Raw genomic sequence first — 21,345 nt, forward strand, 5'->3', positions numbered from 1 at the left:
ATGTCCATTTCATCTCCCCTGCTGCGCCTGTTGCTGGTCAGCCTGTTCAGCCTGCTGCTCGCTCCCCTGGCCAATGCCGAGGCCGCCAAGCGCCTGCGAATCGGTATCACCCTGCACCCTTATTACAGCTATGTAGCGAATATCGTCGGCGACAAGGCCGAGGTGGTGCCGCTGATCCCGGCGGGCTTCAATCCCCACGCCTACGAGCCGCGCGCCGAAGACATCAAGCGCATTGGCACCCTCGACGTGATCGTGCTCAACGGCGTCGGCCATGACGACTTCGCCGACCGCATGATCGCCACCAGCGAGCGCCCGGACATCCCGGTGATCGAAGCCAACGCCAACGTGCCGCTGCTGGCCGCCACCGGCAACGCGGCCCGCGGTGCAGGCAAGGTGGTCAACCCGCATACCTTCCTGTCGATCAGCGCCTCGATTGCCCAGGTCAACAACATCGCCCGTGAGCTGGGCAAACTCGACCCGGACAACGCCAGGACCTACACCCAGAACGCCCGCGCCTATGGCAAACGCCTGCGCCAGATGCGCGCCGATGCACTGGCCAAGTTGACCAGCGCACCGAACCCGGACCTGCGCGTAGCCACCGTGCATGCAGCCTATGACTACCTGCTGCGTGAGTTCGGCCTGGAAGTGACCGCCGTGGTCGAACCGGCCCACGGCATCGAACCGAGCCCCAGCCAGTTGAAAAAGACCATCGATGAACTGCGTGCACTGGACGTGAAGGTCATCTTCTCGGAGATGGACTTCCCGTCCACCTATGTCGACACCATCCAGCGCGAGTCCGGGGTCAAGCTGTACCCGCTGTCGCATATTTCCTACGGTGAATACAGCGCCGAGAAGTACGAAGTGGAAATGACCGGCAACCTCAATACGGTGGTGCGGGCCATTCAGGAGTCCGGCTCATGACCGCGGCGCAGCGACTGAGTGTGGCCAGCATCGGCCCCACCCTTGAATTCGACCAGGTGTCACTGACTCTGGGCCGTACCGTCATCCTCGACAACGTGACGTTCCAGGTATCCCCCGGCAGCGTCCATGCACTGGTCGGCCCCAACGGTGGTGGCAAAAGCTCGTTGATCAAGACCCTGTTGGGGCAAACCCCGCATCAGGGCCAACTGCGCCTGCGATGGCCGACCACCCCCGGCACCATTGGCTATGTGCCCCAGGCCCTGGAGTTCGACCGGGGTTTGCCGATGACCGTCGACGACTTCATGGCTGCCATGTGCCAGCGACGCCCTGCCTTTCTGGGCCTGTCCAGGCATTACGCCGGGGCGATTGGCGAAGCGCTTGAACGCGTAGGCATGCAGGACAAACGCAAGCGGCGCATGGGCGCGTTGTCCGGCGGTGAACGTCAGCGCGTGCTGCTGGCTCAAGGGCTGATTCCGGCGCCCCAATTGCTGGTGCTGGATGAACCGATGTCGGCGCTCGACGAGGCCGGGATCCAGGTCTTCGAGCGCCTGCTGAATGACTGGCGCCTGGCTGGAATCACCGTGCTGTGGATCGAGCACGACCTGGAAGCCGTGGGCCGCCTGGCCGATCGTGTCACCGGGCTGAACCGCCGCGTGCTGTTCGATGCCGCCCCCCAAGAGGCGCTGACCCCGGATCGCCTGCTGAGCCTGTTTTCCACCCATCCTCGGAGCCCGGCGCAATGAGTTACGAAGCGTTTCGCCTGATGGTCCAGGGCTGGGCCTCTTCCGGGTACCTGCCGGAAGCGCTGGCCTATGGTTTTGTGGTCAACGCGCTGCTCGCCGGCCTGTTGATCGGCCCGGTGCTGGGCGGGCTCGGCACGTTGGTAGTGGTCAAGCGCTTTGCGTTTTTCTCCGAAGCGGTCGGGCATGCCGCACTGACCGGCGTGGCCGTGGGCATCCTGCTGGGCGAACCCTATACCGGTCCCTACGGCAGCCTGTTCGGCTACTGCCTGTTGTTCGGCATCCTGCTCAACTACCTGCGCAACCGCACCGGCCTGGCGCCGGACACCCTGATCGGCGTGTTCCTGTCGGTGTCCCTGGCCCTGGGCGCGAGCCTGCTGCTGATCCTGGCGGGCAAGATCAACGTGCACATCCTGGAGAACGTGCTGTTCGGCTCGGTGCTGACGGTCAACGGCAACGACCTGCTGGTGCTGGCGATTGTCGGTTCACTGGTGATGGCCCTGGCGCTGCCACTGTACAACCGCATCATGCTGGCCAGCTTCAACCCGCAACTGGCCGCGGTGCGTGGTGTGGCCGTGAAGACTTTGGATTACCTGTTCGTGATCCTGGTGACGCTGATCACAGTGGCGGCGGTCAAGGTGATCGGCGCGATTCTGGTGGGCGCGTTGCTGGTGATCCCGGCTGCTGCGGCACGCCTGTTGAGTCAGTCGCTCAAAGGCTTCTTCTGGGTCTCGGTGGCGATTGCCACGATCAGCACCCTGTGCGGGATCCTGCTGCCGATTGTCTTCGACCTGCCGATTCCATCCGGGGCCGCCATCATTCTGGCCGCCGGTATCGCTTTCGCCCTCGCCGCCATCGCCCGCGGCACCGTGCCCAGCCTCAAAGGGAATCTTGGATAATGCGCCCAGTCTTTCGCCCACTGGCCCTGGCCATCGCCTGCCTGATCAGCACCTCGGCGCTGGCCGTCGACGGCTTCGAGCCCAAGGACTTCAAGGTCAACCAGGGTCTTGGTCATGCGGCCCTGACCAAAAGCCACAAGCCGGTCAAAGTGCTGGCCTCGTTGCCGATCACCTACGGCCTGGCCGAGGTGCTGCTCAAGGGCACCGACGTTCAGCTTGAGCGCGCCGCGCCGGCCAACTTGCCGGGGTCGCGTCAAGTGTCCTACTTCACCGGGCGCGGCGCTCCCGCGCTGAACAGCCTGGCCCAGGACGCCGACGCCGCCATCGGCCTGCGCTCGCTGTGGGCTGATGACCCGCTGTACCCGGTGGCGCGGCGCAGCAATATCCGTATCGTCGAAGTGGATGCCGCGCGCCCGGTGGACGGCGGTCTGCCTGGCATCGCCGTGCAGCCAGGCGTCGCCGATGGCCTGAACAGCCAACCGTGGCAGTCGAGCAACAACCTGGGCCGCATGGCCGACGTGATGGCCGCCGATCTGAGCCGTCTGGCCCCAGGCGCCAAACCAAAGATCGACGCCAACCTCGCAGCCCTCAAGCAACGCCTGCTCAAACTCAGTGCCGACAGCGAAACACGATTGGCACAGGCAGATAACCTGAGTGTGTTCAGCCTGAGCGATCACTTTGCGTACCTGGTCAGCAGCCTGAACCTGGAAGTACTCGGCACCGATGCCCGACCCGATGCCGACTGGACACCCGAGGCCCTGCAGAAACTCAGCACTCAGTTGAAGGAAAACGACGTGAGCGTGGTGCTGCACCATCGCCAGCCAAGCGAAGCGGTGACCGCCGCGATCATGGCGGGCGGCGCCCAACTGCTGGTGCTGAATGTCGACGGTGCAGAACCGGTGGCGGAACTGGAGGGTAATGTGGATCGGCTCATCAAGGCACTCACGCCCGGTACGTGACACAAGCACACTGTTTGTGATGATGCGGCTTTCCGTAGTGAGCAGGCTTGTCCTGCGCTGGGGCGCGAAGCGGCCCTGACAAGGCACCCACGGTTTGTCAGATACACCCTGGTGGCAGGTTTTGGGACTGCTCCGCAGCCCGGCGCGGGACAAGCCCGAACCCGCATCACACCACATCCACACCGACATGAATGGCGTCGTGCCGCCAGAACTCCAGGTCGCAGTCGATCAACCGCTGGTGCTGGTCATAGTTGACCCGGGCGATCCGCAAACCGGGGCTGCCCGTCGACACGCGCAAGGCAGCGGCGGCGTCCAGCGGTAATGACGTCGGCACGATTTCGAAGCGCACCCGTCCGTAATGCAGGTCGTATTTACGGGCATACAGCTCGGTCATCGACTGATTCAGGTCACAGTCCAGAATCCCGGGAAAATACTGCGGGTTGAGGTAGTGCTCCACATACAGCACCAGGCGCCCGTCAATACGCCGACCGCGACAGATCTGGATCACACTCGACAACGCCGGCAACTGCAACCACGCACACACCGCCGCCGACGCCGGTTGCAGGCGGGCAGAGATCACTTCGGTAGAGGCCACACGGCCCTGGTCACTGACCATTGCGTGAAAGTGACTGCGTTGCATCAGGTTGTAGGCCAGGCGGGGTGGCGAGACGAACCAGCCCCGGCGCTCCTCGCGGTAAATCTGCCCCTGGGCTTCGAGTTGTAACAAGGCTTCCCGCACCGTGATGCGGGTGGTACCAAACAACTCGCTGAGCTTGCGCTCGGCGGGCAATTTGCTGGCAGGCGGCAACAGACCATGGTCGATCTGCTCTTGCAGCGCCAGGCCGATGGATGTCACCGCCTTGATTGCCTCATCACGCATCAATGTTACCTATCTGGACTAGACCAGCACCGTTCAGGTGCACAAACCACGCTGTATTCGGGCCTCTGCTGCTGCGTGCCAGCCTAGGCATTGCAGATGACCGACAGATGACAGTCCGCGCCACCCACGCCCTCCACACCCTGCAATACATCGGCCAAGTCCAGCACCTGCGGGCACTTGGGCATGGTCTACGCTAACTCTGCGCCGAGCGACATCGGCGATTTAAAAACGACATCGACATGAAACTGTCATGCCTGGCGCCTAAATTGGCTCAGGTATTGCTCTGACCTAGACCAACACCACCGCTAACGTTCATAAAAAACGCCGCGTTGAAAACGCCCATAGGAGCTTCGGATGAAACAGCTTTTCCTGGCATCATTGTTAGGCTCGACCATCGCCATGTGCACCGCTGCCATGGCAGCTGATACCGACCTGAAAACCCTGGAAGCCGCCGCGAAAACGGAAGGCGCCGTCAACAGCGTCGGCATGCCCGATGACTGGGCCAACTGGAAAGGCACCTGGGAAGACCTGGCCCAGACCTATGGCCTCAAGCACATCGACACCGACATGAGCTCGGCCCAGGAAATCGCCAAGTTCAAGGCGGAAAAAGATAACGCCAGCGCCGATATCGGCGACGTGGGCGCGGCGTTCGGCCCGATCGCGGTGAAACAGGACGTGACCCAGCCGTACAAACCGACCACCTGGGACCAAGTGCCGGATTGGGCAAAAGACAAGGACGGCCACTGGGCCCTGGCCTACACCGGCACCATCGCGTTCATCGTCAACAAGAAGCTGCTGCACGGTTCCGAAGTGCCAACCAGCTGGGCTGACCTGCAAACCGGCAAGTACAAAGTCTCGGTGGGCGACGTGAGCACCGCGGCGCAGGCATCCAACGCCGTACTGGCGGCCGCCATTGCCAACAAGGGCGACGAAAAGAATATCGCGCCCGGCCTGCAGTTTTTCACCAAGATCGCCCAGCAAGGCCGCCTGTCGCTGTCCAACCCGACCATCGCCACCATGGAAAAAGGCGAAGTCGAAGTGGGCCTCGTCTGGGACTTCAACGGCCTGAGCTACAAAGCCAAGATGGCCAACCCGGATGATTACGTGGTGCTGATCCCGTCGGATGGCTCGGTGAAATCCGGCTACACCACCATCATCAACAAATACGCCAAGCACCCGAACGCCGCCAAGCTGACCCGCGAATACATCTTCAGCGACGCCGGCCAGATCAACCTGGCCAAGGGCAACGCACGTCCGATCCGCGCCGAAACCGACCTGAAACTGCCGGCCGATATCGCCAAGAACCTGATCCCGGGCGAGCAGTACACCAAGGCCAACCCGCAGCCGATCAAGGATGCCGATGCCTGGGAAGCCACTTCCAAGAAGCTGCCTCAACTGTGGAACGAGCAGGTCATTGTTGAGATGAAGTAATAGGCTTCACTGCCTGAAATGCGGTCAGTGTGGGAGCAGGCAAGCCAGCTCCCACATTTGATCCCGTTCCAAGTTGAAATTGAGTCAAACCACCTGTTGCGGAGCTCCAGCCCCCATGAAGCACAATGTCATCCTTGTCGTGCTCGACGGCCTGAACTACGAGGTTGCGAGGCACGCCATGGGGCACTTGCAGGCCTATGTCGGCGCAGGACGCGCAGCCCTCTACAAACTGGAATGTGCACTGCCCGCCCTGTCCCGCCCGTTGTATGAATGCATCCTCACCGGCGTGCCACCGATCGACAGCGGCATCGTCCACAACAACGTCTCGCGCCTGTCCAACCAGCGCAGCATTTTTCATTACGCCACCGACGCAGGCCTGGTCACTGCGGCAGCGGCTTATCACTGGGTGAGCGAGTTGTATAACCGCACCCCGTTCATCGCCGCCCGCGATCGTCATACCGACGACAAGACACTGGCGATCCAGCACGGGCATTTCTACTGGAATGACCATTACCCGGACTCTCACCTGTTCGCCGACGCCGAAAACCTGCGCCTCAAACATGCACCGCACTTTCTGGTGGTACACCCGATGAACATCGACGATGCCGGCCACAAGCACGGCCTCGATACCCCGCAATACCGCAACAGCGCGCGCTCGGCCGACATCATCCTGGCCGACTACCTGCAAGGCTGGCTCGACGCCGGTTACCAGGTGCTGGTGACAGCCGACCACGGCATGAACAACGACCGCTCCCACAATGGCCTCTTGCCAGAAGAGCGTGAAGTGCCGCTGTTCGTCCTTGGCGATGCCTTCAGTCTGGATGCCAACGCAGCGCCCCGGCAAACCGAACTGTGCGGTACCGTCTGCGAACTGCTGGGCGTGCCCCACGACAAACCTGTCTGCCGGGAGCTGTTGAAATGACCCGTGGTAAATGGCTGGCGCTGCTGTGCCTGGTGCCCTTCGCGCTGTTCTTTATCGTGTTCGAAATCGCCCCGCTGGTCTGGGTGCTGATCAACAGCCTGCAAACCGAAGACGCCGGCTGGAGCCTGGAAAACTTCACGCGCATCTTCAGCTCGAAGTTCTACCTGCAAGCCATCCAGTTCAGCCTGGAGATCAGCTTCTATTCCAGTGTCTTCGGCATCATCATCGCCACCCTCGGCAGCTACTCCCTGCGCCGCGTGGATTCGCCGCTGCGCAATTTCGTCACCGCGTTCGCCAACATGACCAGCAACTTTGCCGGTGTGCCTCTGGCGTTCGCGTTCATCATCCTGCTGGGTTTCAACGGCAGCATTACCCTCATGCTCAAGCAATCGGGGATCATTCAGGATTTCAACCTGTACTCCAAGTCCGGGCTGATCATTCTCTACACCTACTTCCAGATTCCCCTGGGCGTGCTGCTGCTCTACCCGGCGTTCGATGCACTGCGCGAAGACTGGCGCGAGTCGGCAGCCCTGCTGGGCGCCAACGGCTGGCAGTTCTGGCGGCATATCGGCCTACCGGTGCTCACGCCCGCTCTGCTGGGCACCTTCGTGATCCTGCTGGCCAATGCCCTGGGCGCCTATGCCACGGTCTACGCCTTGACCACCGGTAACTTCAACGTGCTGCCGATCCGCATCGCGGGCCTGGTCTCGGGGGATGTGTCCCTCGACCCGTACATGGCCAGCGCCCTGGCCGTGGTGCTGGTGGCGCTGATGACCCTGGTGACCGTAGTCCATCAACTGCTGCTCAAGAGGAGCTACCATGTCTCGCGCTGAAGCCGGTCCTGTCTCCCTCTACCATCGGGTAGTGGTGTACCTGTTGTTTGCGATCCTGGTGCTGCCGCTGTTGGGCACCTTTGTCTATTCCATCGCGAGCAGTTGGTCGGCCACCGTGCTGCCGGCCGGGTTCACCCTCAAATGGTACGTGCAGCTGTGGAGCGACCCGCGCTTCCTGATGGCCTTCGGACAGTCGCTGCTGGTGTGCGTCGGCGCGCTGATCCTGTCGGTGGTACTGATCCTGCCGCTGCTGTTCGTGGTGCACTACCACTTTCCCAAGCTCGACGCGCTGATGAACATTCTGATCCTGCTGCCCTTTGCGGTGCCGCCGGTGGTGTCGTCGGTGGGCCTGCTGCAACTCTACGGTTCCGGGCCGCTGGCGATGGTGGGCACGCCGTGGATTTTGATCGGCTGCTACTTCACCGTGGCCCTGCCGTTCATGTACCGCGCGATCACCAACAACCTGCAAGCCATCAACCTGCGCGACCTGATGGACGCCTCCCAACTGCTCGGCGCCAGCACCTGGCAGGCGGCGATCCTGGTGGTGCTGCCCAATCTGCGCAAGGGCCTGATGGTGGCGCTGTTGCTGTCGTTCTCGTTCCTGTTCGGGGAGTTCGTGTTCGCCAATATCCTGGTGGGCACGCGCTACGAAACCCTGCAGGTGTACCTCAATAACATGCGCAACAGCAGCGGCCATTTCACCAGCGCCGTGGTCATTTCCTATTTCTTCTTTGTGCTGGTGCTGACCTGGGCCGCCAATATTCTGAACAAGGACAAAAGCCAATGAGCTTCGTCAACGTCCAACACCTGCAAAAAGGCTACGCCGGCACGCCAGTGTTCAGCGACATCAACTGCGAGATCGCCAAGGGTGAATTCGTCACCCTGCTCGGCCCGTCCGGTTGCGGCAAATCCACCCTGCTGCGCTGCATCGCCGGGCTGACGCCGGTGGACAGCGGCAAGATTCTGCTCGACGGCCAGGACATCGTTCCCCTGAGCCCGCAGAAGCGCAATATCGGCATGGTGTTCCAGAGCTACGCGCTGTTCCCCAACATGACTGTGGAGCAGAACGTCGCCTTCGGCCTGCGCATGCAGAAGGTCAACGCCGATGACAGCCACAAACGCGTGCAGGAAGTGCTGCAACTGGTAGAACTCAAGGACCTGGCAAGCCGCTATCCGCACCAGATGTCCGGCGGCCAGTGCCAACGCGTGGCCCTCGCCCGCTCCCTGGTGACCCGCCCGCGCCTGCTGCTGCTGGATGAGCCGCTGTCGGCACTGGATGCGCGGATACGCAAGCACCTGCGCGAGCAGATCCGCCAGATCCAGCGCGAACTGGGGCTGACCACCATCTTCGTGACCCACGATCAGGAAGAAGCCCTGACCATGTCCGACCGGATCTTCCTGATGAACCAGGGCAAGATCGTGCAGAGCGGCGACGCGGAAACCCTCTACACCGCGCCCGTTGACGTGTTCGCCGCCGGGTTCATCGGCAACTACAACCTGCTGGATGCCGACAAGGCCAGCCAACTGCTGCAACGGCCCATCAGCGGACGCATCGCCATTCGCCCCGAGGCCATCGAGCTGAGCCGCGAGGGCGTGCTGGATGCACGGGTGCGCAGCCACAGCCTGCTGGGTAACGTGATCCGCTACCGCATCGAAGCACGCGGCGTGGAGCTGGTGGTGGACGTGCTCAACCGTTCGGCTGACGACCTGTATCCAGAGGGTCAACGCCTGGCACTTTCCATCGACCCGAGCGCCCTGTGTGAAGTAGCCTGATGCAACGTTTTATTGAGAGAGCATGACCGATGGCATTGGTAATTTTTGATCTGGACGACACCCTGATCCATGGCGACTGCGCCACCTTGTGGAGCGAGCAGATGGGTCGCCTGGGCTGGGTGGACCCGGCGTCGTTCATGCGCAGGAACAACGAACTGATGGACGCCTACAGCCAGGGCAAACTGGCCATGGAAGACTTCATGGACTTCAGCCTGGAACCGATGATCGGCCGCACACCGGAGGAAATCGAACATTTGGTCGAGCCTTGGGTCGAGGACATCATCGAGCCGCTGATCTACAGCGATGCCACCAAGACCATCGCTCGCCACCGTGCTAACGGTGACCGGATCCTGGTGATTTCGGCCTCGGGCACTCATCTGGTCACACCGATTGCGGCGCGGATCGGTATCGATGAGGTACTGGGTATCGATCTTGAGGTCAGCCATGGCGTATACAGCGGGCGTACCGTGGGTGTGCTCACGTACCGTGAAGGCAAGATTACCCGGTTGCTGGAATGGCTGGAGCAGGAAGGCGAAACGTTGGACGGCGCATATTTCTATTCGGATTCGCGCAATGATTTGCCGCTGCTGAGCAAGGTTGAATTCCCACAGGCGGTGAACCCGGATCCGGTATTGCGCGAACACGCAGAAAGGGCCGGTTGGCCGATCCACCACTGGGTCTGACACCTCGGTCATGAAGTGAAAACCCAATCAAATGTGAGAGCTGGCTTGCCTGCGATAGCGGTAGTTCAGATGAAACATTCTTCACTGATACACCGCTATCGCAGGCAAGCCAGCTCCCACACTGACTGCATTTCAAGCTGAAGTCAGCTCAGGCTTTCGTCGATCACCAACACCAACTTCCCGGAAACCCGGTTGCTCGCCAACTCGGCAAACGCCGCCTCGGCGTCCTTGATTGGGAAGGTTCTGGCCAGTTGCGGGCTCAGGCGCCCTTCAACGAACAGCGGCCATACGTGCTGGCTCAACTCACTGAACAAGTCCGCCTTGAACTGATCGCTGCGACTGCGCAGGGTCGAACCCAGCAACTGGATGCGCTTGCCCAGCACCTGTGCCAGGTCCAGTTGCGCCTCGCGCCCACCCATCAGGCCGATCAGCACCCAGCGGCCGTCAACGGCCAGCAGCTTGAGGTCCAGGGCGGCATAGTTGGCGCCCACCGGGTCGAGGATCACGTCGAACGGCCCGAAATCCCGCAGCCCTTCAATGCCGTCGGTACGCACCACGCCGCCCTGCGCCCCCAGGTCCTCGCAGTACGCCAGGCGCTCGGCCGAGCCGACGCTGACCCAGCATGGGCTACCAAACGCCTTGCACAACTGGATCGCTGCCGAGCCCACGCCACTGGCGCCGGCGTGCAGCAGCACCTTCTCGCCAGGCTTGAGCCCCGCCAGCTGGAACAGATTGAGCCACGCCGTGCTGTACACCTCAGGCAGTGCAGCAGCTTCGATCAGCGTCAGGCCTTCCGGCACCGGCAGCACATGGCGGGCGTCCACCACCACTTCTTCGGCCATGCCGCCGCCGGCCAGCAGCGCGCATACGCGGTCACCCACCTGCCAGGACGCGCCGGCACCGACCTCGCTGATCACCCCGGAACACTCCAGGCCCAGCACGGCGCTGGCACCGGGCGGTGGCGGATAGAGCCCCGCGCGCTGTAATAAATCAGCACGATTGAGGCCGGCAGCCGCCACTCGAATGCGAACTTGGCCTACATCGCACGTAGGACTTGGTTCATCAAGCCACTCCACATGACCGTCAACGCCTTGCAATGCTTTCACAGTGCCTCCATAGTGAGTCTGGACTGAGCCCGTAGCTGTAGCGCCGGGCTTTTTGCATTATGCGACCGGACCATATGGAACCGGCTCCCTCAAAGACGGCCTAATATGCGTTATCAATTGCCCCCGCGTCGAATCAGCATGAAGCATTTGTTCCCCAGCACCGCCCTCGCTCTTTTCATTGGTCTCGGCCTCACGTCGATGTCGACCAATACGTTCGCAGCCAATAGCTGGGACAACCTTCAGCCGGATCGCGATGAGGTGATTGCCAGCCTTAACGTCGTCGAGTTGCTCAAGCGCCATCACTACAGCAAGCCGCCGCTGGACGACGCACGCTCGGTGATCATCTACGACAGCTACATCAAGCTGCTCGACCCGTCGCGCAGCTACTTCCTGGCCAGCGACATCGCCGAGTTCGACAAGTGGAAGACGCAGTTCGACGACTTCCTCAAGAGCGGCGACCTGCAACCCGGCTTCACCATCTACAAGCGTTACCTGGACCGCGTCAAAGCGCGTCTGGATTTCGCCCTGGCCGAATTGGACAAAGGTGTCGACAAGCTCGACTTCACCCAGAAGGAAACCCTTCTGGTGGACCGCAAGGACGCTCCCTGGCTGACCAGCACCGCCGCCCTCGATGACCTGTGGCGCAAACGCGTCAAGGATGAAGTGCTGCGCCTGAAGATCGCCGGCAAAGAGCCCAAGGCCATTCAGGAACTGCTGACCAAGCGCTACAAGAATCAACTGGCGCGCCTGGACCAGACCCGTGCCGAAGACATCTTCCAGGCCTACATCAACACCTTCGCGATGTCCTACGACCCGCACACCAATTATCTGTCGCCGGATAACGCAGAGAATTTCGATATCAACATGAGTCTGTCGCTGGAAGGCATCGGTGCCGTCCTGCAAAGCGACAATGACCAGGTCAAGATCGTGCGCCTGGTGCCGGCAGGTCCGGCTGACAAGACCAAGCAAGTCGCTCCGGCGGACAAGATCATCGGCGTGGCCCAGGGCGACAAAGAGATGGTCGACGTGGTCGGCTGGCGCCTGGACGAAGTGGTCAAGCTGATCCGTGGGCCGAAAGGCAGCGTGGTGCGTCTGGAAGTGATCCCGCACACCAATGCGCCGAACGACCAGACCAGCAAGATCGTGTCCATCACCCGTGAAGCGGTGAAGCTCGAAGACCAGGCCGTGCAGAAGAAAGTCCTCAACCTCAAGCAGGATGGCAAGGACTACAAGCTGGGCGTGATCGAAATCCCGGCCTTCTACCTGGACTTCAAGGCGTTCCGTGCTGGCGATCCGGACTACAAGTCCACCACCCGTGACGTGAAGAAGATCCTGACAGAGCTGCAGAAAGACAAAGTCGACGGCGTGGTCATCGACCTGCGCAACAACGGCGGCGGCTCTCTGCAGGAAGCCACCGAGCTGACCAGCCTGTTCATCGACAAAGGCCCGACCGTGTTGGTGCGCAACGCGGACGGTCGCGTGGATGTGCTGGAAGACGAGAACCCGGGTGCCTTCTACAAAGGCCCGATGGCGTTGCTGGTCAACCGCCTCTCGGCTTCGGCTTCGGAGATTTTCGCCGGCGCCATGCAGGACTATCACCGCGCACTGATCATCGGTGGCCAGACCTTCGGCAAAGGCACCGTGCAGACCATCCAGCCGCTGAACCATGGCGAGCTCAAGCTGACACTGGCCAAGTTCTACCGGGTTTCCGGGCAAAGCACCCAGCACCAGGGCGTGTTGCCGGACATCGACTTCCCGTCGATCATCGACACCAAGGAAATCGGTGAAAGCGCCCTGCCGGAAGCCATGCCGTGGGACACCATCCGCCCTGCGATCAAGCCCGCGTCGGATCCGTTCAAGCCGTTCCTGGCGCAGTTGAAGGCTGACCACGACACCCGCTCCGCCAAGGATGCCGAGTTCGTGTTCATCCGCGACAAGCTGGCCCTGGCCAAGAAGCTGATGGAAGAAAAAACCGTCAGCCTCAATGAAGTGGATCGCCGCGCGCAGCACACCGACATCGAGAACAAGCAACTTGCACTGGAAAACATCCGCCGCAAGGCCAAGGGTGAAGATCCACTCAAGGAGCTGAAGAAAGAAGATGAGGATGCGCTGCCTGCCGAAGCTGAAAAGACCAAGCCGGAAGATGACGCCTACCTGGCGGAGACGGGCCGGATCCTGCTGGACTACCTGAAAATCACCAAGCAGGTGGCCAAGCAATAAATGATGGCGATTTAATGTGATCGCTCCCTGGAGTGTCATCATATAGACATCATTCTGTCGTGAAATGAAGGACCGCCGGCTCAAGCCTGCGGTCCTTTTTTTTCGATCGAGATCGCCATGACCATGACCGAACAGCTGAATGCATTGGGCTCAATCCTGGCTCAAGGCAGTTTGCACAGCCTGTTCCAACCGATCATCTGCCTGTCTGAACGGCGCATCCTGGGCTATGAAGCCCTCAGTCGCGGCCCGTCCAACAGCCCGCTGCACTCCCCTGTTGCGCTGTTCTCCGTGGCCAGCCATGCCGGACGCCTCAGCGAACTGGAAATGGCCTGTCGCGAGAGTGCCTGCCGACGCTTCAGCGAACAGAAGCTGCCGGGCAAACTCTTTCTGAACATCTCGCCGGAATCCCTGATGGAAACCGCGCACCAGCCGGGGCGCACCCTGCAATTGCTGCATGACTTCGGTATCCCGCCCAGCCAGGTGGTAATCGAACTGACCGAACAAACCCCGACCGACGATTTCGACCTGCTGCAAAATGCTCTGCACCACTACCGCAACATGGGGTTTTCGATTGCGCTGGATGACCTGGGCGCCGGCTACTCGAGCCTGCGGCTGTGGTCGGAGCTGCGTCCGGACTATGTGAAAATCGACCGACACTTCATCGACGGCATCCACCAGGATGCGCTCAAGCGCGAGTTTGTCGGTTCCATCCTGCAAATCGCCAAGGCATCGAGGGCCCAGGTGATCGCCGAGGGCATCGAACTGCCGGAGGAGTTGGCGGTACTCACGGAAATGGGCGTCGACCTGGTGCAAGGCTACCTGTTGTGCCGTCCCCAGGAACAGCCGCCGCAGGAAGCTCGCCTGATGCTGCCCAAGCCCGATGCCGCCAGCGCGACCCTCAGCGAAGAAGGCAGCGACCTGAGCGCCTTGCTCAACGAACAACCGGCCGTGGACCAGGACACTGCCACCGCGCAGGTACTGGAAGCCTTTCGCCGCCAGGCCAACCTCAACTCCCTGGCGGTGCTGGACGGGCGTGGCCACCCGATCGGCATCGTGCACCGGCATTCACTCTCCGATGCGCTGCTCAAGCCCTTCGCCACCGATCTGTTCGCGCGCAAGCCGATCAGCCGTTTGATGAGCGATGATTTTCTTGCGGTGGAATTGAGCCAATCGCTGCAACAGGTCAGTCGCCTGCTCACCAGCCGGGCCCGACAGCGCATCGAAGAAGATTTCATCATTACGCTCAATGGCGATTACCTGGGCCTGGGCCGGGTGATCGACGTGCTCAAGCTGATCACCGAGCTGAAAATCCAGCAGGCGCGATACGCCAACCCATTGACCCTGCTGCCCGGCAATGTGCCGATCCAGCAGTGCCTCACGCGGCTGCTGCAACAGCAACGGGAGTCGGTGATCTGCTACGTGGATATCGACAGCTTCAAGCCGTTCAACGATATCTATGGTTACGGACGCGGAGACGAGGTGTTGTTGTGCCTGGCACAGTGCCTGAACGATCGCGTCGACCCCAGCCGCGACTTTGTCGGGCACATTGGCGGAGATGATTTCTTGCTGGTGCTGGGGCCGCAGGATTGGCGCAAACGCCTCAATCAATTACTGGATGACTTTCACACCCAGTGCCGGCGTTTCTACCGCGCCGAACACCTGGAAGCCGGCTGCTTCGTGGCGTTGAACCGTCAGGGCCTGCGCCAGGAATTTGCGTTGCTCTCGCTCTCCATCGGCGTGGTGCATTTATATCCACAGGCCTGTGGACAACTCGACGCCAGCCAGTTGGCAGAGCTGGCCTCGCAGGCCAAGCATCACGCCAAGGATGTGGCGGGCTACAGCATCCACGTGATCGACAGCCTGGACACGCTGCCTCAGGCGCTCTAAGCCTCGGCGGACTCCGGGTACTCGTATTCGAACACCCGCACCACCTCCGAAGCGTGCCAGGAGGCGGCGGCCACACCATCGGATGGCCCGCTGAAGCGCCCCAGGCGCTCCACGCATTCGAAGAAGCCGGTACGCGGCAGGCGGCTGGCGCCCTGGCTGATCACCAGAGAGCTGCGCAGCGGCTGCTCGGCCTTGGCGTCGAGAGCGGCCAGATGCTCCAGTGCAGCGGCCAGGGTCTGCATGGCCGGCGTGGGGAACTGCAAGCGCTCCAGCAGCGCGCGGTAGGTCAGCAAATGGCGCTGGCGGCGCGCCTGGTCCAGTTCGTTGAGCAACCCGTCCCAGTGTTGACGGCTGATACGTAGACTCAAGATTCATCCCTCCAACCTGCAACGCCCAATTCCCAGGCCAGGCTGCGACGGATCGCAGCATCCGGCTGGCGCTCACCACTTTCGATCAAACCCAGATAAGACGGGCTGATGCCCACGGTTCGGGCCAGGGCCTCAATGGCCAGGCCCTTGCCCTCGCGCAAGCCACGCAGCTCTGCGAGCGGGCGCAGGTCCTGAACGGGCGTGGCGTGAGCGATGGGGGAAGCGGTGGGTGCGGATGGCGGGTGACCGGCTGCTTTGAGTAGCGCCTGGTACTGATCCCATGGCAACACCGCGTATTCGGGTTCGCCATTGCGTGAAATTATCTGAATATCCATGACTGCCCCGTAGGATAACAACACTTACTGAGTAAGCTCTTTCCTTAGGAGTGTAATCCTAACAGCCACAAAGGTCGCAGGGGGATAGGCGCGTCATACGTTTTTTTGCGGGTTCTCCTTGGCCAGCAAGGCAGGCGTCGCGGGCAGCCGCTCGACCACTACGAGTTTTTCCGGGCGCTGCGCTTCACGCCAGGCCCGGAAAGCGCTGAGTTCGCCATCGAGGGTTTTCATGACCCAGGCCAGTACGGCAATGTCATCGAGCATGCCAAACATGGGAATAAAGTCCGGGATCGCATCGATCGGACTGAGGAAGTACATCAGCCCCGCCACCACCGACACCAGCGCCTTGGGACTGATCGCCCGGTATTCGCCCCGCCAGTAGGCCAGGCATAACGCCTGTAACAGCTTGAGATCATCCTTGAGCTTACCCAAGCGGCTGCCCTGGCTCGAGCCTTTGGCGGCGACGGCGAACAGCAGGGTCGGCAAACGGCCTCGGCCCAGCAAGCGGGCGGCCATGGGCAGGAAACGGGTGAAATTGAAGGGTGGTTTCATCGTCACTCCAGTTCCAGGCGACAAGAAATGTTATCCACACAAATTGTGGATAACCTTGTGAACAGAGCCTATTTTCCCGGCTGAAAGCCACGATTTACAAGGCTTGCAGTTAGATCGGGCGTTTTTTGCGCACATAAAAAAAACCCAAGATTTCATTGACTTGGCGCTGATGTGCGTCTACCCGTACTCGAGTCTTATATCAGACTGTTGCGCGCTACAGACGTTCGTTTGGATCTGCAGAGGCTCCCACATTCAAAAATATGCAACCCCGGAAACAACAACGCCCCGTCAAGACGGGGCGTTGTGTATTCAAGTGCCGATTACTTCTTGGCAGCAGGTGCAGCAGGCGCTTCGGCCTTGGCCGGGTCCTTGATGGCCAGCAGCTCCAGGTCGAAAACCAGCACGGAGTTGGCTGGAATCGCCGGGCTCGGGCTCTGGGCACCGTAGGCCAAGTCGGACGGGATGTACAGCTCGACTTTCTCGCCGACGTGCATCAGTTGCAAGCCTTCGACCCAACCCGGGATCACGCCGCTGACCGGCAGATCGATCGGGCTGCCGCGGTCCACGGAGCTGTCAAAGGTGGTGCCGTTGGTGAGCTTGCCGGTGTAGTGAACAGTCACGACATCAGTCGGCTTGGGCTGCGCGCCGTCGGCTTTCTTCACGATCTTGTACTGCAGGCCGGAAGCGGTGGTGACAACGCCGTCCTTCTTGCCGTTTTCTTCGAGGAATTTCTTGCCGGCGGCTGCCGACTCTTCACTCATCTTGGTCATGCGTTCTTCAGCACGCTTCTGCAGTGCGGCAAACGCTTCGACCAGTTCTTCGTCTTTCAGCTTCTGTTCTTTCTTGCCGACGGCATCTTCGATGCCCTGGGCTACCGCTTTGGAGTCCAGGTCATCCATGCCTTCTTGCGCCAGGCTCTTGCCCATGTTCAGGCCGATGCCGTAGGAAGCTTTCTGCGCCGGGGTTTTCAGCTCTACGCTGGTCTGCGAATCACAACCCGCAAGTACCAGGCTAACCAGGGCCACCGCCGCCGCCAACCGATGCTGTTTCATGCTATTTCCTTGTTCATGCGCCAAAAGGGCAATCGAATAAAGTCGCGAGCTTATCAGGCGGCCACGACCAATGGCTACCGGCATGTGAGCAGGAAACTTCCGATAAGTTCACGTGTTTAAAAGCATTTTCATTCATGATGGAGGCCCGCGACGGATCGCGGGGCCGCCCACTAACGGGCTCATGGCCACTTGCCGCACCTGTGGCGTAGTGGCATAACAACGCGACAACTCGACAAGGATAGTTATCTTGCGCATTTTTTCCCGTGCTTTACTCCTGATATTCACGTTGCTGGGGATTGCCCTGGCCGTGGTGCTTTACTACACCATCAACCCCAAACTCCCCGATTACGTGCCTGTGGAGCAAGTGCACTATCAGGATCAATGGAGTGCCGCCGACCGCCAGACCTATTACTTCACGCCCCAGGGCACCCAGGTAAAAGGCCTGCACTACGACTGGTTCACGGCCCTGGAACTACCGTTTTCCGAGCAGCGCTTCGCCGCCCCGGAATACCTGGCCCGCTTCGGTTTTTTGGTGGACCCCAAACAAGTGCCCACCGCGCAAAACCCTGGCAACCTGCCGGTGGGATTCGCCCGGCACCGCAACGCCGGCAACAACACTGAGTATCTGGATATCACCTGCGCCGCGTGCCACACCGGCGAGCTGCACTTCAAAGGCCAGGCTCTACGTATCGACGGCGGTTCCGCCCAACACGTGCTGCCCTCCAGCGTCCCCACCTTGCGCGGCGGCAGTTTCGGCCAGGCCCTGGTGGCCAGTCTGGCGGCGACCTACTACAACCCGTGGAAATTCGAGCGTTTCGCCCGCCATGTGCTGGGGGATCGCTACGACGCCGAACGCTCACAACTGCGTCAGGACTTCAAACAGTCGCTGAACCAGTTCCTCAAGGTTGCCTGGAACGATACCCATCGCGGCCTCTACCCCACCGAAGAAGGCCCGGGCCGCACGGACGCGTTTGGCCGTATCGCCAACGCCAGCTTTGGCGACGCCATCTCGCCGGACAACTACCGCATCGCCAATGCGCCAGTGGACTACCCGCACCTGTGGGATATCTGGACCTTCGACTGGGTGCAGTGGAACGGTTCGGCCCAACAACCCATGGCGCGCAACATCGGTGAGGCGCTGGGCGTGGGTGCGACCCTGACCTTTTTCGACGACGCCGGCCAGCCACTCCAGGGCGATGCGCGCTACCCTTCCAGCGTACGCGTGCGTGACCTGAACCAGATCGAAGAAACCCTGCAGCGCCTGAAGCCTCCGACCTGGCCCGAAGACCTGTTCGGCGCCATCGACAAGCCCCTCGCGGCCCAGGGCCGCGCGTTGTTCGCCGAGAACTGTGCGGGCTGCCATGTGCCGACGGTCACCCAGGAAAACGGCCGACCGGTGCAGCAACTGAAAATGCTGCCGGTGGATTACATCGGCACCGACCCCGGCACCGCCAGCAACATCGCCGACCACCGCTACGACCTCAGCGCATTGCAATGGGACCCGGCGGAACTGGCTCGACTCAACGTGGAATTGCACCCGACGCCGACTGAACCCCTGGATCTTAAAAAAATGTCTGTGGCCAAGGGCCTGGCGTACGTCACTGCGTTCGTCGAAGCACACGCTTACCGTGCCGCCGGCGTCACGCCTGCCGAACGACCACGCCTGGATGGTTTCGGCCTGCCCATCGGCGTGCGCGAACTGCGTGCCTACAAGGCACGCCCATTGGCCGGCGTATGGGCCACCCCGCCCTTCCTGCATAACGGCTCGGTGCCCACGATTTATCAGTTGCTCTCGCCCCAGGACGAGCGCAGCACCACCTTTTATAAAGGCACCTTCGACTACGACCCGCGCCACTTGGGCTTCCAGACAGACGCCTTCAAGAACGCCTTCCTGTTCGATACCAAAATCACCGGCAACCACAACAGCGGTCACGAATTCCGTGCAGGCCAGCGTGGCAATGGCGTCATCGGTCGCGGCTTGCTGCCGCAAGAGCGATGGGCCTTGCTGGAATACCTCAAAGTGCTGGGCGGCCCGCTGGAGCAACAACTGCCATGATGATTCGATCCCGATACGACCAACCCTCCCTGCTCGCCCGCCTCTGGCTGCGCCTCGGTGGTTTTCTCGGCAAAACCCTGCTGTGGCTGCTGAGCCTCGGCCTGCTCGGCTGGCTGGCTGCCACCGCGTGGTATGCCTGGCAACACAGCGGCCCAGTGTCGCCGAATGAACAGATTCCGCCGGGCGAAGCCGCGATGACCCAGGGCATCATCCAGACCGCGGTGCGCATCGTCGACCAACACCGTGAAGGCACTCGCTACCTGCGTGACGCCCACGCCAAGGCCCATGGTTGCGTAAAGGCCGACGTCAGCGTGCTGGCAGACCTGGACCCAGCGCTGCGCCAAGGCGTGTTCGCCGAACCGGGCAAGACCTGGCAGGCGTTGATTCGACTGTCCAACGGTAACGCCTACCCGCAGTTCGACAGCATTCGCGATGCGCGGGGCATGGCGATCAAGTTGCTCGACGTGCCCGGCAAACAGTTGCTCGCTGACCAGCAAAACCGTACGGAGCAGGACTTCGTGATGTTCAGCCATCCGAATTTCTTTGTCAGCGATGTAGCGGAATATGCCCAGAACATTGGTGCACAGGCCGATGGCAAGAAAGTGCTGGCGTTCTTTCCTACGCTCGACCCGCGCAGTTGGCAAGTACGCCACCTGTTCATCGCCCTGGCCACCCTCGCGCCGGCGCCTGCCAGTCCGACACAGACCACTTACTTTTCGGTTTCGCCCTACAAGTTCGGGACAGCCAACGCCAAATTCCGCGTCGCACCCGACCCACAAAGCTGTCCGCAATACGATCTGCCAAAGCAGAACCAGGACCTGCCGAACTTTCTGCGCAGCGCACTGAACCAGCAGCTGTCCACCGACCGCGTACCGGCGTGCTTTGTATTGCAGATCCAGCGCCAGAACCCGCAAAAATTCATGCCGATCGAAGACACCAGCATCGAATGGAAAGAGAGCGACGCCCCCTATGAGACCGTGGCCAAAATCAAGCTGCCGGCCCAGGATTTCGACACACCGGCGTTGAACCTGGCCTGTGACAACCAGTCGTTCAACCCCTGGTTTGGCGTGCAGGAGCACCGGCCTATCGGCGGCATCAACCGCCTGCGCAAGGCAGTGTACGAAGCGGTGAGCGATTACCGCCACAGCCGCAACGCGCCGTAAAGAGTAGGTAAAAATGGGCCCGGCGCCGTAAGGATTGCGTCGGGTCTATTGAGCCAGACTCGTCCCGACTCTACCGTGAGATCCAACCCCTCACCTGCTCAGGACGTCATCGTGGAAAGCTCAACCCTCGGCATGATCGTGCTTTCAATAATCGCCGTGTTCGGCACCGCTTCGTTTTGCTTCGAACACCTGGCCACGCGCCAGCCGCGAAAGAAAAAAACCAAATAGGCAAATCGCAGGCACAAAAAAGCCCGCTCAATGAGCGGGCTTCCTGTGGTGACCTGGCGTTCAGTGTTCCAGGCTACCGAATATGGCGCAGCGGACGGGACTCGAACCCGCGACCCCCGGCGTGACAGGCCGGTATTCTAACCGACTGAACTACCGCTGCGCGTAACACATGAAACGAATGGTGGGTGATGACGGGATCGAACCGCCGACCCTCTGCTTGTAAGGCAGATGCTCTCCCGGCTGAGCTAATCACCCTTCGCTTCGGTGTGGGCGCATCATACACTAAAAAATCGTAATGTCTTGATTTAAATGCAATTTATTCAAAAAAAGTTTACCC

General features: G+C 61.1%; 20 protein-coding genes and 2 tRNA genes. 14 read left to right on the plus strand and 8 right to left on the minus strand.

From position 1 onward, the window contains the following. From ACW9IB_RS01535 to ACW9IB_RS01550, 4 genes are read left to right on the plus strand one after another with little or no spacing between them, the layout of a single operon-like run. On the plus strand, positions 1-921 hold the full coding sequence (locus tag ACW9IB_RS01535) for a metal ABC transporter substrate-binding protein (protein ID WP_457411992.1): 921 nt from the start codon (positions 1-3) through the stop codon (positions 919-921). After that, the gene (locus ACW9IB_RS01540; protein WP_457411994.1) at positions 918-1,664 is read left to right on the plus strand and encodes a metal ABC transporter ATP-binding protein; all 747 of its coding nucleotides are present in this window, start codon (positions 918-920) and stop codon (positions 1,662-1,664) included. Before ACW9IB_RS01535 ends, ACW9IB_RS01540 begins: the two co-directional genes overlap by 4 nt. Next, positions 1,661-2,560, plus strand: coding sequence for a metal ABC transporter permease (locus ACW9IB_RS01545; RefSeq protein WP_457411995.1), 900 nt, complete (start codon positions 1,661-1,663; stop codon positions 2,558-2,560). The genes ACW9IB_RS01540 and ACW9IB_RS01545 overlap by 4 nt, the downstream gene beginning before the upstream one ends. Continuing rightward, entirely contained in the window at positions 2,560-3,519 is a 960-nt protein-coding gene (locus ACW9IB_RS01550) for a metal ABC transporter substrate-binding protein (RefSeq protein WP_457411996.1), read from the plus strand. The genes ACW9IB_RS01545 and ACW9IB_RS01550 overlap by 1 nt, the downstream gene beginning before the upstream one ends. Before the next feature lie 166 nt (positions 3,520-3,685). On the opposite strand, the gene ACW9IB_RS01555 is transcribed toward ACW9IB_RS01550, so the two are convergent. After that, complete coding sequence (locus tag ACW9IB_RS01555; protein WP_457368506.1) at positions 3,686-4,399, minus strand: UTRA domain-containing protein; 714 nt, start codon at positions 4,397-4,399, stop codon at positions 3,686-3,688. A gap of 354 nt (positions 4,400-4,753) precedes the next feature. On the opposite strand from ACW9IB_RS01555, the gene ACW9IB_RS01560 reads away from it, so the two are divergent. The 6 genes from ACW9IB_RS01560 (at position 4,754) to ACW9IB_RS01585 (ending at position 10,041) form a co-directional block, all read left to right on the plus strand. Beyond that, on the plus strand, positions 4,754-5,830 hold the full coding sequence (locus ACW9IB_RS01560) for an ABC transporter substrate-binding protein (RefSeq protein ID WP_457411997.1): 1,077 nt from the start codon (positions 4,754-4,756) through the stop codon (positions 5,828-5,830). Positions 5,831-5,945: 115 nt separating this feature from the next. Further along, on the plus strand, positions 5,946-6,752 hold the full coding sequence (locus tag ACW9IB_RS01565; RefSeq protein WP_457411998.1) for an alkaline phosphatase family protein: 807 nt from the start codon (positions 5,946-5,948) through the stop codon (positions 6,750-6,752). Beyond that, positions 6,749-7,585, plus strand: coding sequence for an ABC transporter permease (locus ACW9IB_RS01570; RefSeq protein WP_457368503.1), 837 nt, complete (start codon positions 6,749-6,751; stop codon positions 7,583-7,585). The genes ACW9IB_RS01565 and ACW9IB_RS01570 overlap by 4 nt, the downstream gene beginning before the upstream one ends. Continuing rightward, the gene (locus ACW9IB_RS01575) at positions 7,572-8,372 is read left to right on the plus strand and encodes an ABC transporter permease (RefSeq protein WP_457368502.1); all 801 of its coding nucleotides are present in this window, start codon (positions 7,572-7,574) and stop codon (positions 8,370-8,372) included. The genes ACW9IB_RS01570 and ACW9IB_RS01575 overlap by 14 nt, the downstream gene beginning before the upstream one ends. Further along, complete coding sequence (locus ACW9IB_RS01580) at positions 8,369-9,358, plus strand: ABC transporter ATP-binding protein (protein WP_457412000.1); 990 nt, start codon at positions 8,369-8,371, stop codon at positions 9,356-9,358. The genes ACW9IB_RS01575 and ACW9IB_RS01580 overlap by 4 nt, the downstream gene beginning before the upstream one ends. A 29-nt stretch (positions 9,359-9,387) precedes the next feature. Beyond that, complete coding sequence (locus ACW9IB_RS01585; RefSeq protein ID WP_457368500.1) at positions 9,388-10,041, plus strand: HAD family hydrolase; 654 nt, start codon at positions 9,388-9,390, stop codon at positions 10,039-10,041. Positions 10,042-10,184: 143 nt separating this feature from the next. Here the strand turns inward: ACW9IB_RS01585 and ACW9IB_RS01590 are convergent, their stop codons facing one another. Next, positions 10,185-11,147 carry a zinc-binding dehydrogenase gene (locus tag ACW9IB_RS01590; RefSeq protein WP_457412002.1) on the minus strand — a complete coding sequence of 321 codons (963 nt, stop codon included), beginning with the start codon at positions 11,145-11,147 and terminating at the stop codon, positions 10,185-10,187. Positions 11,148-11,285: 138 nt separating this feature from the next. Here ACW9IB_RS01590 and ACW9IB_RS01595 point away from each other — a divergent pair, with 138 nt between their 5' ends. After that, positions 11,286-13,367 (plus strand): carboxy terminal-processing peptidase, encoded by a 2,082-nt coding sequence (locus ACW9IB_RS01595; RefSeq protein WP_457369120.1) that lies wholly within the window; start codon positions 11,286-11,288, stop codon positions 13,365-13,367. 117 nt (positions 13,368-13,484) lie between these two features. Continuing rightward, positions 13,485-15,254, plus strand: a complete 1,770-nt coding sequence (locus ACW9IB_RS01600; RefSeq protein ID WP_457369119.1) for a bifunctional diguanylate cyclase/phosphodiesterase — start codon at positions 13,485-13,487, stop codon at positions 15,252-15,254. Here ACW9IB_RS01600 and ACW9IB_RS01605 read toward each other — a convergent pair. From ACW9IB_RS01605 to ACW9IB_RS01620, 4 genes are all read right to left on the minus strand, one after another. Further along, entirely contained in the window at positions 15,251-15,622 is a 372-nt protein-coding gene (locus ACW9IB_RS01605) for a hypothetical protein (protein ID WP_005786715.1), read from the minus strand. The two genes, ACW9IB_RS01600 and ACW9IB_RS01605, sit on opposite strands and share 4 nt — an antisense overlap. After that, entirely contained in the window at positions 15,619-15,957 is a 339-nt protein-coding gene (locus ACW9IB_RS01610) for a helix-turn-helix domain-containing protein (RefSeq protein ID WP_457369118.1), read from the minus strand. The genes ACW9IB_RS01605 and ACW9IB_RS01610 overlap by 4 nt, the downstream gene beginning before the upstream one ends. A gap of 93 nt (positions 15,958-16,050) precedes the next feature. After that, positions 16,051-16,509 (minus strand): YkvA family protein, encoded by a 459-nt coding sequence (locus ACW9IB_RS01615; RefSeq protein WP_457412003.1) that lies wholly within the window; start codon positions 16,507-16,509, stop codon positions 16,051-16,053. A gap of 320 nt (positions 16,510-16,829) precedes the next feature. Further along, a complete protein-coding gene (locus ACW9IB_RS01620; RefSeq protein WP_457369116.1) occupies positions 16,830-17,561 on the minus strand; it encodes an FKBP-type peptidyl-prolyl cis-trans isomerase in 732 nt (243 codons plus the stop codon). A gap of 247 nt (positions 17,562-17,808) precedes the next feature. On the opposite strand from ACW9IB_RS01620, the gene ACW9IB_RS01625 reads away from it, so the two are divergent. Then, positions 17,809-19,617: a di-heme-cytochrome C peroxidase gene (locus ACW9IB_RS01625; protein WP_457412005.1), complete on the plus strand. Its 1,809-nt coding sequence runs from the start codon at positions 17,809-17,811 to the stop codon at positions 19,615-19,617. Further along, positions 19,614-20,780: a catalase family protein gene (locus ACW9IB_RS01630; protein WP_457412006.1), complete on the plus strand. Its 1,167-nt coding sequence runs from the start codon at positions 19,614-19,616 to the stop codon at positions 20,778-20,780. Before ACW9IB_RS01625 ends, ACW9IB_RS01630 begins: the two co-directional genes overlap by 4 nt. A gap of 311 nt (positions 20,781-21,091) precedes the next feature. Here ACW9IB_RS01630 and ACW9IB_RS01635 read toward each other — a convergent pair. Together ACW9IB_RS01635 and ACW9IB_RS01640 are read right to left on the minus strand one after the other, a co-directional pair. Continuing rightward, positions 21,092-21,168 (minus strand) — tRNA-Asp (locus ACW9IB_RS01635). A 19-nt stretch (positions 21,169-21,187) separates the two neighbouring features. Next, positions 21,188-21,263 (minus strand) — tRNA-Val (locus ACW9IB_RS01640). Positions 21,264-21,345 lie beyond the last annotated feature (82 nt).

The organism is Pseudomonas sp. SDO524_S393 (assembly GCF_054071875.1).